General features: G+C 70.3%; 11 protein-coding genes. 3 read left to right on the forward strand and 8 right to left on the reverse strand.

Features of this window, described 5'->3' with window-relative positions:
- Positions 1 to 8: 8 nt before the first annotated feature.
- Positions 9 to 1,448 carry an RNB domain-containing ribonuclease gene (locus tag LRK53_RS16070; RefSeq protein ID WP_027493415.1) on the reverse strand — a complete coding sequence of 480 codons (1,440 nt, stop codon included), beginning with the start codon at positions 1,446 to 1,448 and terminating at the stop codon, positions 9 to 11.
- Between the two features lie 173 nt (positions 1,449 to 1,621).
- Between LRK53_RS16070 and LRK53_RS16075 the strand changes: the two genes are divergently transcribed.
- Entirely contained in the window at positions 1,622 to 2,098 is a 477-nt protein-coding gene (locus LRK53_RS16075; protein ID WP_027493416.1) for a GNAT family N-acetyltransferase, read from the forward strand.
- Positions 2,099 to 2,159: 61 nt separating this feature from the next.
- Here the strand turns inward: LRK53_RS16075 and LRK53_RS16080 are convergent, their stop codons facing one another.
- On the reverse strand, positions 2,160 to 2,951 hold the full coding sequence (locus LRK53_RS16080; RefSeq protein WP_027493417.1) for a SapC family protein: 792 nt from the start codon (positions 2,949 to 2,951) through the stop codon (positions 2,160 to 2,162).
- Positions 2,952 to 3,182: 231 nt separating this feature from the next.
- Here LRK53_RS16080 and LRK53_RS16085 point away from each other — a divergent pair, with 231 nt between their 5' ends.
- Together LRK53_RS16085 and dxs are read left to right on the forward strand one after the other, a co-directional pair.
- Positions 3,183 to 3,788 carry an HNH endonuclease gene (locus tag LRK53_RS16085; RefSeq protein ID WP_027493418.1) on the forward strand — a complete coding sequence of 202 codons (606 nt, stop codon included), beginning with the start codon at positions 3,183 to 3,185 and terminating at the stop codon, positions 3,786 to 3,788.
- A 354-nt stretch (positions 3,789 to 4,142) separates the two neighbouring features.
- Positions 4,143 to 6,032 (forward strand): 1-deoxy-D-xylulose-5-phosphate synthase, encoded by a 1,890-nt coding sequence (dxs, locus tag LRK53_RS16090; protein ID WP_027493419.1) that lies wholly within the window; start codon positions 4,143 to 4,145, stop codon positions 6,030 to 6,032.
- Positions 6,033 to 6,056: 24 nt separating this feature from the next.
- Here the strand turns inward: dxs and prmC are convergent, their stop codons facing one another.
- The 6 genes from prmC to lptF all read right to left on the reverse strand — a co-directional run bounded on the left by prmC (position 6,057) and on the right by lptF (position 14,985).
- Positions 6,057 to 6,884, reverse strand: coding sequence for a peptide chain release factor N(5)-glutamine methyltransferase (gene prmC, locus LRK53_RS16095; RefSeq protein ID WP_027493420.1), 828 nt, complete (start codon positions 6,882 to 6,884; stop codon positions 6,057 to 6,059).
- On the reverse strand, positions 6,877 to 11,037 hold the full coding sequence (locus tag LRK53_RS16100) for a hypothetical protein (protein WP_027493421.1): 4,161 nt from the start codon (positions 11,035 to 11,037) through the stop codon (positions 6,877 to 6,879). Before LRK53_RS16100 ends, prmC begins: the two co-directional genes overlap by 8 nt.
- A 303-nt stretch (positions 11,038 to 11,340) precedes the next feature.
- Entirely contained in the window at positions 11,341 to 11,565 is a 225-nt protein-coding gene (locus LRK53_RS16105; RefSeq protein ID WP_027493422.1) for a hypothetical protein, read from the reverse strand.
- Between the two features lie 117 nt (positions 11,566 to 11,682).
- Positions 11,683 to 12,702, reverse strand: coding sequence for a low-specificity L-threonine aldolase (ltaE, locus tag LRK53_RS16110; protein ID WP_027493423.1), 1,020 nt, complete (start codon positions 12,700 to 12,702; stop codon positions 11,683 to 11,685).
- Positions 12,703 to 12,772: 70 nt separating this feature from the next.
- A complete protein-coding gene (gene lptG / locus LRK53_RS16115; protein WP_027493424.1) occupies positions 12,773 to 13,873 on the reverse strand; it encodes an LPS export ABC transporter permease LptG in 1,101 nt (366 codons plus the stop codon).
- A complete protein-coding gene (gene lptF, locus LRK53_RS16120; protein WP_027493425.1) occupies positions 13,870 to 14,985 on the reverse strand; it encodes an LPS export ABC transporter permease LptF in 1,116 nt (371 codons plus the stop codon). The genes lptG and lptF overlap by 4 nt, the downstream gene beginning before the upstream one ends.
- Positions 14,986 to 15,007: the final 22 nt, after the last annotated feature.

Below are 15,007 nucleotides of genomic sequence, written 5' to 3' on the forward strand. Positions count from 1 at the left end.
CGCCGCGGTCATCCCGCCAGTTCGAAACGCGTCACGCGCCTGATCGGATCGGCCTCGACCAGGCTTACCCTGACGTCGGCGCCGAGCGAAAGACTCGCGGTGCCTGACACGCTGGCCTCGACCGCCGGGTCGCGCACGATGACCGTGCCCTTGCCCGGATCGTCATCGGCGACTTCGACGATCGCGCCGTCGAAGACCTCGCCCACGCGCGGCGCCAGCACGGCGGCTTCGGCCAGGTTCAGCACCGCCCGTTCGTACTGGCCGGCGCGGTGGCCGGAAGCCTGCATGGTGGCCGGCAGGCCCGGCAACGCGGCCAGCGCCCACGCCGGCACCGGCTGCTTCGCGCACAGCGCCACACAGACCTCGCCGGTGTAGCGATCGACCAGCCGGCGCAGCGGCGCGGTGGCATGGGTGTACTGCGCGGCCAGCGCCGAGTGCATCGGCTGCGCCGGCAGCGTGCCGTCGAACGCCGTGTAGCCGGCTCCGCGCAGCACCGTGGTGCAGGCGGTGAGCATCGCCACATGGACGTCGTTGGACGGGTCCAGCGAACGGATGAAGCCGGGGTAATCCAGCCCGGGCGGCCACGCGATACCCAGCACCCGCGCGGTGACGCGCAGGCGCTCGATGGCGTACGGATCGGGCGGCGGCAGGGTGCGCAGCAGGCCCAGCTTCGCCTGCACCATCAGGTCCGCGGCGGCCATGCCGACCAGCAGCGAGAGCTGCTCGTTCCAGTCCTCGATCGGCAGGCGCGCGCGGAACGCCAGCTTCCAGCGGCCATCGACCACGCTGACCTCCTGCTCCGGCAGCGGCAGGCTGACGCCGCCGCGGGCGAACTCGCGCTGCCGGCGCAACTCGCCGACCTCGCGCAGCACCGCCCACATCGGCTCGGCTGCCCCCGCGTCGATGCGTTGCTGCACGCCGGCGTAGTCGAGCCGCGCGCGTGACCTGACCTTCGCCCGCCGCACGTCTACGGCCACGCTCTCGCCGGTCCGGTCCAGCTCGATCGTCCACAGCAGCGCCGGCCGCAACTGATCGGGCAGCAGCGAGGCGGCATCCTCGGACAACACCTTCGGGTGCAGCGGTATTTTCGTATCGGCGCCGTACAACGTCTCGCCGCGCCGGTTCGCCTCCAGGTCGACCGGGTCGCCGGCGCTGACGAAAGCGGCGACGTCGGCAATCGCGTAGTGCACCCGATAGCCGCCCTCGGTGCGCTCCACGTGCAGCGCCTGGTCCAGATCCAGCGAGCCGGGCGGGTCGATGGTGACCAGCGCGATGTCGCTGCGATCCAGCTCCGGCCAGCGGGGGTTTGCGGCCGCCCGTGCCGCGGCGGCCTCGACTTCCGGCGGGAATGCCGACGGCAGTTTCAGGTCGTCATGAATGGCGCGCATGCCCTGCGCCAGCACGGGCTCGCCGGCGGGCCGGAGATGGATGCAGCGGGTGGTCGACATGGACGGGTTCCCTGCGTGGATGCCGTTCGGCAAGGCGAGGCCGATGCCCTGCCGCGCTGCGCAAAAATATACACGGGCCTGCCGGCGGCCTGCTTCCAGCTACCCGAGGGCTACCGCCATCATCAGGCAAGGTGTAGAAACGGCACTGTCACCCAACCGCCGAGTCGATCCCCATGACCGAGGTGTCCCTGCTGATCCGCCTGGCCGAAGAAGAGGACGACGACTTCATTCTGGCGCAGGCGCCGCGCTTCGCCGATTTCACGCTGCCGCCGTGGCGGCGTCGCCACGAGTGCATCGAGGGGATCCGCAACGACCTGCAGCGCCACCTGGAGGACCAACCGGCGAACAGTTACCTGTTCGTGGCCGAGGACGCCGACGGCGAACGGGCCGGCTTCATCCACCTGCAGCGCACCGCGGATTTTTTTACCGGACGCGGCAACTGCCACATCTCCGACATGGCGGTGGCGCCGCCGTACGAGAATCGCGGGGTCGGCAAGGCGCTGCTGGCGCACGCCGAGGCATGGGCACGCGACCACCATTGCCAGCTGGTGACGCTGGCGGTGTTCCCCGGCAACGCGCGTGCCCGCGCGCTGTACGAAGCCTCCGGTTACCTGCCGGACCTGCTGCGGCTGGCCAAGCCGGTGCGTTGAGTCCGCCAACGAAAGAAGCCGCCCGGAGGCGGCTTCCTTGCGAACACCAGCAACCGCACGGTCAGTTCGTGAGCGTGCCGGCGGCCGCCTCTGCCTGCTCGCGCTGGTCCAGCCGGTGGGCCAGGCGGTCGATGTTGGTCAGCGACAGCAGGTGTGCGTAGATCCAGCCCAGCATGCCTTCGCGCAGGAACTCCTGGGCGGTCTTCTCGTCCAGCTCGCGCAGCTTGGCCTCGTTGACCACGAACATGCCATTGAGGTTGATCGACTTGCCCTGCCCGCCGTCCTTGCCTTCCTTCTGCAGCTGCACGGTGCGCGGCTCCAGCAGGTCATGCTTGTTCAGCTGCTCCATGAACCACTTGGTGCGCGCCACGTTCTGCTGGAAATCGCCGAGGAAACCCACGGCATTGGCCAGCAGTTCGCTGTCGGTGCCGTCTTCCTTGAACAGGCGCTGGCCTTCGCTCGTGTTGAAGCCCTCGTAGCGTTCGTCGAGGAACACGGTGAAGTCGTCGCCTTCCTGCCCGGCCGGCTTCTCGGCCAGCACGAACGGGTAGCGGCGCACGAAGGCGGGAACGTAGGTATCCGGTGCCCACTGGCCGTTCACGTCGACGTACAGATTTTCGTTCTGGCGCAGGCCGAGCAGGGCCACCGGGCCGGCGTCGGCGACGCTGGTGCCGGCGAACACGATCAGCAGGTCGCGCGCGGCGATGCCGAACTCCACGCCGGTCAACGGCACGGAGTGCGCACTCATGGCGAACTTCACGTTCGGCACGGCCTTCATGCGCAGGTCCTTGTGCTCGACGCGATTGAGCGGTACCGGTTGCTCGTAGAAAAGAACTTCAGCCACGTTGTCCACCTCTGCCCACGCCGTGCCGGGTCACCACCAAGCGCCCCTATCAAACCCGGCGTCAGGTCTGTGTTGACTGGCGATCATATCAGCGCCCGCCGAGCACGGCGACTGCCCCCACGTGGCGCCGCTGCACCATTTGCATGCGAATTGCAATGGAATTGTTCTATGCTGATCCCGGACCACCATTCCCGCATTGCCGAAACGCTCTTTCGACGCCCTGGCTGAAGGACGACTTACATGCTGATGGAAGTGCCAAGTCGGGCCGACCTCCATGCGACCCGCGTATTGTCACTGGACGCCGCCGGCCGCATCCTCGACTGGATCAGCTGGCAGGAGGCGGTTTGCCTGTATGTCCGTGACGCGGTCGCCTGGACCCTGGGCGACCCCTGCCTCACCGTGCATGGCGGCCACAACCGCCTGCTCGGCGCGCAGAGCCTGCTGCGCCTGCACCCGATCATCGCCAGCACCGGCCACTGCCGCGAGCATGCGATCGACCCGGCGCCGGCGCTGACCAACACCGCCCTGTTCGCGCGCGACCGCCACATCTGCCTGTACTGCGGCGACCATTTCACCCGCGCCGAACTGACCCGCGACCACGTGCTGCCGATCTCCAAGCGCGGCAGGGACGAATGGGAGAACGTGGTCAGCGCCTGCCTCGCGTGCAACCTGAAGAAGAGCAACCGCACCCCGCAGGAGGCCAACATGCCGCTGCTGGCGGTACCGTACCGGCCGAGCTGGGTCGAACACCTGATCCTCTCCAACCGCAACATCCTGGCCGACCAGATGGAGTTCCTGGTCAGCCGGCTGCCGCGCGACCGCCGCCCGCTGGTGGAAGCCGCCTAGGAGCGTGGGCGGCAGAAACACAAGCGGCTGCGGCTGCGCCGTTTTGGCCACCTTCCGCGCCGATTTTTGGCCCATGGAACCACTATGGGCCGGCAAACCGTCACGCAAGCTGGCTCAAAACGGCTTTGCCTCGCCTGCTTGGTTTCTACCGCCCACGTTCCTAGGCACACGCGCCGACGCGCGCGCTGCGGTGTTCCCGCGGCTTTCGATTGATCTCGTCGACCCGCCCGGGCATGGGCCCGGAGCGGGCGACGGTCGCCGCATGCCGGATTTGCGGGCCTTCAGCCGCCATGGACAGGCCTTCTTCATGGTTTCGCCCTTGCCCCACCCCGCCGCTGGACCAACAATACGCGGATGAACGACCTTTCCCACTACCCCCACCTGGCGCCGATCGAGACGCCGGCCGACCTGCGCCGCGTGAGCGACGAGGAACTGCCCGCCGTCGCCGACGAGCTGCGCCAGTACCTGATCGAGGCAGTGGCCAGCTCCGGCGGTCACTTCGGCGCCGGCCTGGGCGTGGTGGAACTCACCGTGGCGCTGCACCACGAATTCGACACCCCGCACGACCGCCTGGTGTGGGACGTCGGCCACCAGTGCTACCCGCACAAGATCCTCACCGGGCGCCGCGACCGCATCACCACGATCAAGAAGAAGGACGGCCTGGCGCCGTTCCCGCGGCGCGAGGAAAGCGAGTACGACACCTTCGGCGTCGGCCATTCGTCCACCTCGATCTCGGCCGCGCTGGGCATGGCGGTCGCCGCGCAGCGCAAGGGCGACCACCGCAAGGTGGTGGCGGTGATCGGCGATGGCGCGATGACCGCCGGCATGGCGTTCGAGGCGCTCAACCACGGCGGCGACATCGAGCCGGACATGCTGGTGGTGTTCAACGACAACGGCATGTCGATCAGCGAGAACGTCGGTGCGCTGACCAAGATGATGGCGCGCGCAATGGCCAGCCGGCGGCTCAATGCGGTGCGCGAGCGGGCCAAGCGGGCGATCCCGAAGCAGTCCTTCGCCGGCCGCTGGTTCAAGCGCTGGGAAGAACACACCAAGGGCATGTTCGTGCCCTCCACGCTGTTCGAGGAGCTGGGCTTCCACTACACCGGCCCGATCGACGGCCACAACATCCCGCAACTGCTGCAGGCGCTGCGCACGGTGAAGAACCTGCCCGGCCCGCAGCTGCTGCACGTGATCACCACCAAGGGCAAGGGCTATGCCCCGGCCGAGCAGGCGCAGATCGAGTACCACGCGGTCGGCCCGTTCGACCCCGAGGCCGGCGTGGTCAAGAAACCCGCGCCGGCCAGGCCCACCTACACCGACATCTTCAGCGACTGGCTATGCGACCAGGCTGCCGCCGACGAGCGCCTGCTCGGCATCACCCCGGCGATGCGCGAGGGTTCCGGCCTGGTGCGATTCTCGAAGAAATACCCCGAGCGCTACTTCGACGTGGCGATCGCCGAACAGCACGCGGTGACGCTGGCCGCCGGCATGGCCTGCGAAGGGGCCAAGCCGGTGGTGGCGATCTACTCCACCTTCCTGCAGCGCGCCTATGACCAGGCGATCCACGACGTGGCGCTGCAGAACCTCGACGTCACCTTCGCCATCGACCGCGCCGGCGTGGTCGGCCCGGACGGCGCCACCCATTCGGGCAGCTTCGACCTGACCTACCTGCGCTGCCTGCCGAACATGGTCATCATGGCGCCGGCCGACGAGAACGAGTGCCGCATGATGCTGAGCACCGGCTTCCACCACCACGGCCCCGCCGCCATCCGCTACCCGCGCGGCACCGGCCCCGGCGCCGCGATCCACCGGCAACTCGACACGCTGCCGATCGGCAAGGCCGAGCTGCGCCGGCGCGGCCACGGCCTGGCCCTGCTCAGCTTCGGCGCCATGCTGGCGCCGGCCGCCACGATCGCCGCCGAGCTCGGCGCCACCCTGGTCAACATGCGCTTCGTGAAGCCACTGGACGAAGCCCTGATCGTGGAACTGGCGAAGACCCACGACGCCTTCGTCACGCTGGAAGACAACGCGATCGCCGGCGGCGCCGGCTCCGCCGTGGCCGAATGCCTGACCGCGCACGGCATCGTGCTGCCGATGCTGCACCTGGGTCTGCCGGATGCCTACCTCGAGCACGGCAGCCGCGAGGAAGTGCTGAGCATGGCCGGCCTCGATCTGCCGGGCATCCGCCACGCCATCCGCGCGCGCTTTCCGCAACTGGTCACCGTCGCGGCCAACGCGGGCTGATCCCACCACCCCGCCAGCGGGCTCCTACGCGCTCCTGCGCCCACCGGAAACGCGATCGCGTTGTTCCAGGTCCAGGGCGCTGAAAACGTCGGCGTAGCCGGCCTCGGCGAGCAGCACGCGGGCCGCCAGGCCCTGGTTCCAGCCGTGCTCGAACAGCAGCCAGGCGTCGGGATGCAGGTGGGCGCGGGCGTCGCGCACGATGCGGCGAATGGCATCGAGGCCGTCGGGGCCGGAGGCAAGCGCCGCGGGCGGCTCGAAACGCAGGTCGCCTTGCGCCAGGTGCGGGTCGGCGGCCTCGATGTAGGGGGGGTTGGAGACGATCAGGTCGAAGTGCTGGCCGGCCAGAGGGGCCAGCCAGTCGCCGTGCACGAAGGCCACGTTGCCGAGGCCAAGGCGTTGCGCATTGCGCTGGGCGACGGCGAGTGCGGCGGCGCTGGCGTCGGTGGCGACCACCCGGGCGCGTGGTCGCTCGCGCGCAATGGCCAGCGCGACCGCGCCGCTGCCGGTGCCGAGGTCGGCCACGTTGCAGGCGGCGACTGACGGCAGGCGCTGCAGCGCCAGCTCCACCAGCAGTTCGGTTTCCGGGCGCGGGATCAGCGTGGCCGGATTCACTTCCAGCTCCAGCGACCAGAAGCCGCGCCGGCCGGTGATATAGGCCACTGGCTCGCCCGCGGCGCGGCGTTCGACCAGGGCGGCATAAGCCGTCTGGACGTCCATATCCGGCACCTCGTCGGCGTGTGCGAACAGCCAGCTGCGTGGCTGCTGCAGCACGTGCAGCAGCAGCGCTTCGGCGTCGGCGCGCTCGCCGAGACGCACCACGGCGGCGGCCAGCATGGCGCGCACGTCAGGCATGCGGCGGCTCCGTCGTCGAGAGCGGCAGCTGCGGCGGCGGCGCGCCTGACTTGGGCGCGCGTTTGCGCCAGTAGCCGCCACGCGTCCACGCCTCGAACGCCCAGCGCAGCCAGTCGATCAGCGACCAGGCCAGCCACAGCGCCCACGCCAGCATGGCCAGCTTGTACACCCACAGCGGGACGCTGAATACGCCGGCAACCGGCAGCGTGCCGGCGCTCTGGTCGGCGAACCAGCGCAGGTTCCACGCGCTGGAAGCATTGCCGGCCACGTGCATGTCCGGCAGCCCGAGCAGGCCCTTCGGCACCGCACCGACCAGCACCACCAGCGCCAGCAGGGTGAGCAGCGCGAGACCCAGTTGCATCAGGTTGAACGCGGTGTCACCCAGCCGTTCCGATGGCGTGCCGCGCGCGCGCAGGCCGAGCAGGATCAACCACGCCACCACCAGCGCGTAGGCGCTCCAGGCGAACGCGGAGAAACCCAGCCCGAGCAGCAACCAGTGGCGGAAGCGCAACGGCGTGGGCGCGTAGCGTGCCAGCAGCCATGCCGCGAGCAGCAGCACCACCAGTTGCGACCAGTACAACACCGCCGGCCCGCTGGCCGGCCCCCACGTCCACAGTACCCAGCGGTCCTGCGGCAGCTGCAGCGTGAGGTCGATATTCGCTACCGGCGCATGCAGCGCAAACGATGGCGTGCGCGTGCGCGCGGCGACACCGTACGGCTCGCGCAGGCGCAGCGCGTAGCCGTGTTCGCCGGGCAGCAGCGGCAGGCTGAGCTTGCCGTCGCGCAGCGCCAGATTGACCGGCTCGCCATCACGCTGCGCATCGAGCAATTCGGCACCGGCCGGCAGGCCAATCGCGTGCTCGCCGCCGCGGGTGCTGCGTGCACGCAGGTCCAGCGAGGTTTCGATGGCGCGCTCGCCGGCGCGGCTGGTGACCTGCACGCCGTCGAACGCCAGGCTGTCGCCGGCGATCGCCGCCGGCTGGCTGAAGGCCAGCTGCAGTTTTTCGCCGGGCAGCGGCTGGTACAGCAGCCCGTCGTCGCTGGCGCTGGTCGGCACGCCTTTCGCCTCCACGTGCCACATCGGCGCGGCATGGATTTCCCACACCTCCGCGCGCTCGCCCAGCGCCGGCGCCTCGAGCGCCAGGGCCGTCGCATGGTCGAGCCGGCTGCTCCAGCTCGCCTCGCTGCTGTTCGCATTGAAGGTGATGCCGATGCGGCCATCCTTCACCAGCACGCCATCGCCCAGCGGATGCTCGCCAGGCAGCAGCGGCAGCGCGACGCTGAAGCCGCCGTCCTGCGGGGCCACGCGCTCGACCGTGTTCTCGACGGTCCAGTCCACGCCCAGCTGCAGGCGGCGGGTCAGCCGCACGTACGGCGGGAAACTCTGCGCGGGCGGCAGCTGCTTGCCGTCGCTGGCCGTGCGCAGGCGCTGCAAGGCGATGCTGTCGCCGAGCAGGCGGCCGTCATCGACCCCGGCCAGCGACCAGCCCTGGCCGCTGAACGCGATGTGCTGCGGGTGCAGCGCAAAGCGCAGGCTGGCGCTGTCGGCCATGCCGATGCGGTAGCGCAGGCTGATCCGGTGCACGCCGCGTTCCAGCCGCAGCAGCAGCTGGTCGCTGCGGCGGCCCAGCGGCGCGTTGGCATGGCCGTCCACGCCGACGTCGAGCAGCTGCAGCGCGTCGTCGGCCTGTGGCAGTGGCACCGCGACCGCCGTGCCGATGTGCGCTTCCAGCTCCACGGCCAGCGTATCGCCGCTCGCCTGCAGTTGTGCCTGCGCCACGGCAGCGCAGGCCGGTGCGCACTTCGGCGCCTCGGTGAGTCGATTGCGCAGCTGGTTCAGCAGATCCGGGCTGGGCAGGTTCTGCGCGCGCGCCCCGGCAGGCAGCAGTGCGATGGCCAGCAAGGCGGCGCTCGCCGCACCGCCACCGCGCCAGTCGCGCCAGCGGCCGCGCAGCGGCGTCAGCAGCAACGGCACCAGTTTCGCCAGCAGCAGCGCCAGCAGCCCCACCATCGCCACCCGCAGCAGCCGCACCAGCCACGCCGGCGCGATCACCAGATGCGTACTCTGCTGCGCGGTCACCGGGCCGGACCAGCCGAGCCGATAATTGTTGCCCTGGTCCCAGTGCGGCGTGCCGGCGCCGGCCTGGGTCGGGCCGCGGTTGTCGGCAGCGTTGCGGGCAAGGGTCGATACGCTGCTGAGGTTCTGCACGGCTGACCCTGTGATGGTGACGGCCTCCAGCGACAAGCTCGAATCGTTTCGCATCGCCGTCGCAGGTGGCGGTGGCGGTGGCGGCAGAGGCATCGCCGCGTCGGCGGAAACTTCGCCGACCGGTGGCGGCGCCATGGGTGCAGGCGCCGGCGCCGACTGCTTCATCCGTGCCTTCGCATAAACCTCTTCCTGTGCAGCCTGCTCGGCATATCCCGCCGAAACAATCCGGCTCTGGCCTCCGCCTTCCAGCTGCGGATGCAGCGCGTAGCGCAACTGCGCCGCCGCGAACGGCAGGGTCCACAGCACCGCCAGCGCGAAGGTGGCCACCGCGCCAGTACGCGCGGCCATGCGCAACCGTCCTTCCGGCAGGGCGCGCAGCAGCAGGGCCAGCGCCAGCGTCACCGCCAGCGTCCACAGCGGCGCGGCGGCCTCGTGCTGCGCCAGCACGAGATAGCCGGCGGCCAGCAGCGCCCACCGCCAGCCAAGCTGGCGCCCGGCCAGCAGCGCGATCAGCGCCACCACGAACAGGTCGAGCAGGCTCCACCGCGCCACCCACGAATCGGGCGAGCGGTCCACCCCGGTTGCGCCGAGCAGGCGGTAGCCGCGCGGCAGATGCAAGGTGGCGTCGATGCTTTCCAGCGGCAGTTGCCAGCCGGCGCTGGGGATCGCGCCGCGGCGCGTGGGCAGGCGCAGGCCGGCGTCGAGATCGATCCGCTGCTCGCGCAGTTCGACGCCGCTGCGACCGCCCTCGCCCTGGCTGACCAGCAGCGGCTCGCCGCCCTGGCTGGCCCGCTGCAATTGCCAGGGTGCCGCCACGTCGAGACGCTGGCGATGACCCAGCTCGCCGCTGAGCCGGTCGGCCACGCTGAGGCCGGCGCCGTCGAAATCCAGCCACAGCTGGCGTTGCAGGTGCAGCTGCTCGCCCTTGCCACCCTCGTCGCCGCGCGCGCCCTGCTCGATCGCCAGGCCGGCGCCCTCGTCCAGCACGAACGCCGGCAACTCGCGCCACTCGCCCGGCACGCCGGCCTGCGCCGCGTCGGTGGCGTGGCCTTCGACGCGGGTGCTGCGCAGCGCGGGATCGTCGGCGTAGCTCCAGATCTCCTGCCGCGGCCAGGGCGCGGCCGGCAGCCCCAGCGCCACCTTCGCCAGTGGCGCGAGGCTACGCGCCTCCAGCCTGATCGTCCACTGGCCCGGCCGCAGCTGCACGCGCAGCCGGTCGTCGTTCTCCAGCCGCGCCGGCAGCTCGCCGGCCAGGGCGGTGGCCACGAAACCCTGCGGCAACACCGGCCCGAACGCCTGCTCGCGCGCAGTACCAGCGACGTTGAACTGCAATCGGGTTTCCAGCGTGGCCGGCAAGCCGTCGGCGAGGCGGCGGTAAACACGCAGCGACAGTGCGTCGGCAGCACGCTGCGCGGCGGCAGCCTCGCCCAGGGTGAGCTGTTCGCCGTTGCGCTCGATGCGCGTCACCGCCGCGCCATCGACGCTCAGCGCCACCAGCCCGATCGCCGCGGGCACGCGCAGACGCGCCGGTCGCGATGCCCACGGCAGCATTCCGCGCAGTTGGTAGTCGCCGGGCGCCAGCCACACCATCGGCTGATCATCTCGCTGCAGCACGGTGGCCGGTTGGCTGTTCGCGCTGACCTGCTGCGGCCAGCTCCGCGTGTCGCCGGGCAGCGCCACCCAGCTCGGCGCGTCTACGTGCACGTCCAATGCGAAGCGGCCACCGTCCCGATCCGCCGCCAGCAGCAGCCGACCGGGCCAGGCGCATTGGCGGTTGCCGCCGGCGTTCGGCGCCTGGCTGGCAAGCCACGGGCAATCGTGCTGCGGCACGTCGTGCAGCACCCAGCCCTGCCAGTCACGCAGCGCCGACGGCACCTCCTGTGCCGGCAGCGGCGCCGCCAGCAGCCACCACAGGCCCAGCATTCCGAGTGTTCGAGCGAGCATGCGTTTCTCCCCCTGCTGCCGTGCGGCCGGCACAGTGTAAGTGGAACCTCGCGGGCACACAGCCGGACCGCGTCCGGCAACGGCCCATGGCCGGTGCGCGCCATCACCGGTTCAACGCCGCCGGGAGTGCAACGGGGTTGCCAGGTCGCGCCGTACAGCGGATGCACCCTGCGCGGTGAGCCGCATGCACCCCGCCATCCCCGCGACGGTGGCGATCGACAAAATGATGCACCCGGTCTGCGGTATTGAACCGGTCGTTCGATGGCAGCCGCCACGGGAAGCGGGTACGGCGCGTGGCGGCGGTCAGGTACGCAGCCGGAACACCGGATACTGCAACCCGCGCGGCATGGTTCGCGCCGACTGCAGGCCGAGCTGGATGGGTTCGCCTTCCCGGGACAGCGGGCGACGCCCCTGCCCGGCCACCGTTTCGTCGTCGAACAGCGAAAGATCCTGGTACAGATCCTCGCGGAAGTACCGGTCCGGCGCCTCGACGACGCCATCGAGGGAGATGAACAGGTGGGAGGTCAATTTGCGCGTGACCCATTCCTCACTGGCCAGACCGGGCTGGCCCGGAGGCGACGAACGGAACCTCGCGGATTCGACACCGTCCCCCCCGGTTCGTTCCGCGGCGACCCGCGCCTCCGCTCAGCCGTGCCCGAAGAACGCCGCGAAGGCCGCGGCCGTGCGCTCGATGCCGTCGTCGTCGATGTCCAGGTGGGTCACCAGGCGCAGCGTGGGCAGGTAGCCGATGCTGATGCGGATGCGGGCCTCGCGCAGATGGACGTCCAATTCGCGCAGGCGGCCGGCGGGCACGTCGACGAACACCATGTTGGTGTACTGGCCGAGCAGGTCGACGCCGGCGATCTCGCGCAGGCGACCGGCCAGGTAGGCGGCGCGGCGGTGGTCGTCGGCCAGCCGCGCCACATGGTGGTCCAGCGCGTACTGGCCCGCCGCGGCGAGCATGCCGGCCTGGCGCCAGCCGCCGCCGGCGACCTTGCGCCAGCGGCGCGCCTTGTCGATCAGCCCGTGCGAACCGAGCAGTACCGAACCGACCGGCGCGCCGAGGCCCTTCGACAGGCATATCGACACCGTGTCGAAGTGCCGCGCGATCTCGCGCGCCGGCACGCCACCGGCCACCGCGGCGTTGAACAGCCGCGCGCCGTCCAGGTGCAGGCCAAGTCCATGCGCACGTGCCGTGTCGTGGGCCGACTGCAGGTAGTCCAGCGGCAGCGTGCGGCCATGCCAGGTGTTCTCCAGCGCCAGCACGCGGGTACGCGCGAAGTGGGGGTCGACCGGCTTGATCGCCGCTTCGATGCGCTCCAGCGGCAGGCTGCCGTCGGTCGCCTGCGCGATCGGCTGCGGCTGGATCGAACCGAGCACCGCCGCGCCGCCGCCCTCGAACTTGTAGGTGTGCGCGTCCGCGCCGACCAGGTATTCGTCGCCGCGCTCGCAGTGGCTCATCAGCGCCAGCAGGTTGGACTGGGTGCCGCTGGGCACGAACAGGCCGGCGTCGAAGCCGAGCTCGTCGGCCAGCCGCTGCTGCAGCGCGTTGACGGTGGGGTCCTCGCCGTAGACGTCGTCGCCGACGTCGGCCACCAGCATCGCTTCGCGCATGGCGGCGGTGGGGCGCGTTACCGTATCGCTGCGCAGATCAACCCATTCCACGGTGCACTCCTCGATTCCGGCCAGGGCAGCCAGCTTGGCCGCATCGGGCGCGCCGGACAAGCCCGGCTGTTCAGACGCGGCGGCGGAAGTACAACCAGGCGGCGGCCACCAGGATCAGCGCCGGCAGCAGGTTCGCCACCAGCGGCGGCATGCCGTACACGGTGCCGAAGTTGACCATCGCCTGCTGCAGGAAGTACCAGCCGAGCGCGAGCAGGATGCCGATGAACATGCGCTTGCCCAGCCCGCCGGAACGCAGCGAACCGAACGCGAACGGCATCGCGCACAGCACCAGCACCAGCACGTTGAGCGGATACAGCGCACGCCGCCAGAACGCCACCGCGTAGCTGCCGGAGCTCTGGCCGTTGCCTTCGAGATAGTCCATGTTGCGGCGCAGGTCGCGCATGGAGAGGTACTGCGGCTGGATCACCGACTGCGCCAGCACCTGTGGATCGAGGCTGGACTGCCACGGCAGCGCGGCCGCGGTGCTGGCGTGCGTGCCCTGCGCATCCAGCGTGGTGACGCGCGCGTCGTGCAGCACCCATTGCTTGCCGTTGTGCTCGGCAGTCCTGCCCCATACGAAGCGGCTGAGCTTGCCGTCCGCACCGAAAGTGAACACGCGCACGTCGCTCAACTGCACCGCGCCGACGCCGTCGCGCTGCTTCAGCGAGGTGCCGCGGGCGTTGATCACGTCGGCGCCGTCGCGCGCCCACAGCCCGCTGCTGGTGCCCATGCCGAGGCTGCCGGTCTTCGCGCGCAACTGCATCGCCTGCGCCTGCTGGTCGCCCCACGGCGCCAGCGTCTCGCCCATGATCACCACGCCGACGATCAGCACCGCGACCACGCCCGCCGCCGAGCCGACGATGCGCAGGCGCGACATGCCAGCCGCGCGCAACGCGGTGAGCTCGCCGGTGCTGGCCAGCCCGCCCAGGCCGAGCAGGCCGCCGATCAGCGCGGCATTGCCGAACATCTCGTAGGCGCGACGCGGGAAGGTCACCAGCACATAGGCCACCGCATTGCTCAGCGTGTAGCCATGCTTGCCGACGTTGCCGAGCTGGCGCAGCAGCTGGGTCACCGCATCGAAGCCGGTCAGCACCAGCCACACCATCAGCATCGAGCCGAGCACGCTCAGCGCCACCAGCCGGTCGACCCGCTTGATGTTGAATACCGTCATGCCGGCACACCCGACGACGACCCGCGCAGCTTGCGCGGGGAATACTGCTTCCACAGCATCCACAGCGCCAGCGCCAGCACCAGTGCGTGCAGCGCCCACAGCGGCGCCTCGCTATGCCAGTGGCCCTTGCCGATCTGCGCACGGCCCAGCGCCAGCAGCGTGTAATAGAGATAGAAGGTGACCACCGCCAGCAGCAGGCGGCCGTATTTCGGTTCGCGCGGACTCTGCCGCGACAGCGGCAACGCCAGCAGCAGCAGCACGAAGGTCAGCGGCGGTGCGTTGGCGCGCCAGGCGAATTCGGCGCGGTCGGTCGGGTCGACCGAGCGGAACAGCGTCCAGCTGCTCTTGGAATGCGCCGGGTCATCGTCGTCGTTGGCCTGCACGCTGGACAGCGAGGTGTCGTTGCGCCGGTACTGCATCTGCCGCCAGTTGTTCGCACCCAGCGGAATGTCGTACTGCCAGCCGTCCTTGAACGCGATGAAGCGGCCTTCGCCGTTGCTCTCCTGGTACAGCGCGCCGCTGGCCGCGCTGACCACCTTGAGGTGCGGCGGGCCGTCCTTGCCCTCGCTCTGACTCGCCACGAAAGTGCGCCCCAGCTTGCTGCCGTCGCGACTCAGGCTGTCGACGAAGATGATGCCGCCCCTGCCTGGCAGTTCGGTGAAGCGCCCGGCGTCGAGCCCGGCCGCGATCACCGAACGGTTCGCCTCGGCCACCAGCGCGTCGCTGGTGCGCACCGCCCACGGCCCCAGTCCCAGCGAAACCAGCGCGGTGAGCGCCACCAGCAGCCCGCCGAGCATCAGTATCGGCCGCAGCAACCCGCGCGGGCCCATGCCCGACGAGGACAGCACGTGCATCTCGCTCTCGCGGTACATCCGGCCCAGCCCGAGCAGCACGCCGACGAAGCTGGCCAGCGGCAGCATGTTGGTGAGGCCGTCGAGCGTGCGCAGGCCCAGCACCTGGAACATCACGCTGGCCGGGAAGCTGCCGTTGGCCACCTGCTGCAGCACCTTGGCGAACGCGCTGCCGGCCACGATCACCAGCAGCACCACCACGGTGGCGGCCACGGTCTGCGCCAGCTCGCGCAGGAAGTAGCGGTCGAGGATGCTCAGCATGCGATAAACTTGTCCGCTTGAA

It is taken from the genome of Rhodanobacter thiooxydans, assembly GCF_021545845.1.
Classification (GTDB): domain Bacteria; phylum Pseudomonadota; class Gammaproteobacteria; order Xanthomonadales; family Rhodanobacteraceae; genus Rhodanobacter.

Excerpts from the sequence above, each read along its gene's own strand:
- LRK53_RS16070 (WP_027493415.1), bottom strand. The coding sequence starts at position 1,448 with ATGTCGACCACCCGCTGCATCCATCTCCGGCCCGCCGGCGAGCCCGTG.
- LRK53_RS16075 (WP_027493416.1), top strand. The coding sequence starts at position 1,622 with ATGACCGAGGTGTCCCTGCTGATCCGCCTGGCCGAAGAAGAGGACGAC.
- LRK53_RS16085 (WP_027493418.1), top strand. The coding sequence starts at position 3,183 with ATGCTGATGGAAGTGCCAAGTCGGGCCGACCTCCATGCGACCCGCGTA.
- dxs (WP_027493419.1), top strand. The coding sequence starts at position 4,143 with ATGAACGACCTTTCCCACTACCCCCACCTGGCGCCGATCGAGACGCCG.
- prmC (WP_027493420.1), bottom strand. The coding sequence starts at position 6,884 with ATGCCTGACGTGCGCGCCATGCTGGCCGCCGCCGTGGTGCGTCTCGGC.
- LRK53_RS16100 (WP_027493421.1), bottom strand. The coding sequence starts at position 11,037 with ATGCTCGCTCGAACACTCGGAATGCTGGGCCTGTGGTGGCTGCTGGCG.
- lptG (WP_027493424.1), bottom strand. The coding sequence starts at position 13,873 with ATGACGGTATTCAACATCAAGCGGGTCGACCGGCTGGTGGCGCTGAGC.
- lptF (WP_027493425.1), bottom strand. The coding sequence starts at position 14,985 with ATGCTGAGCATCCTCGACCGCTACTTCCTGCGCGAGCTGGCGCAGACC.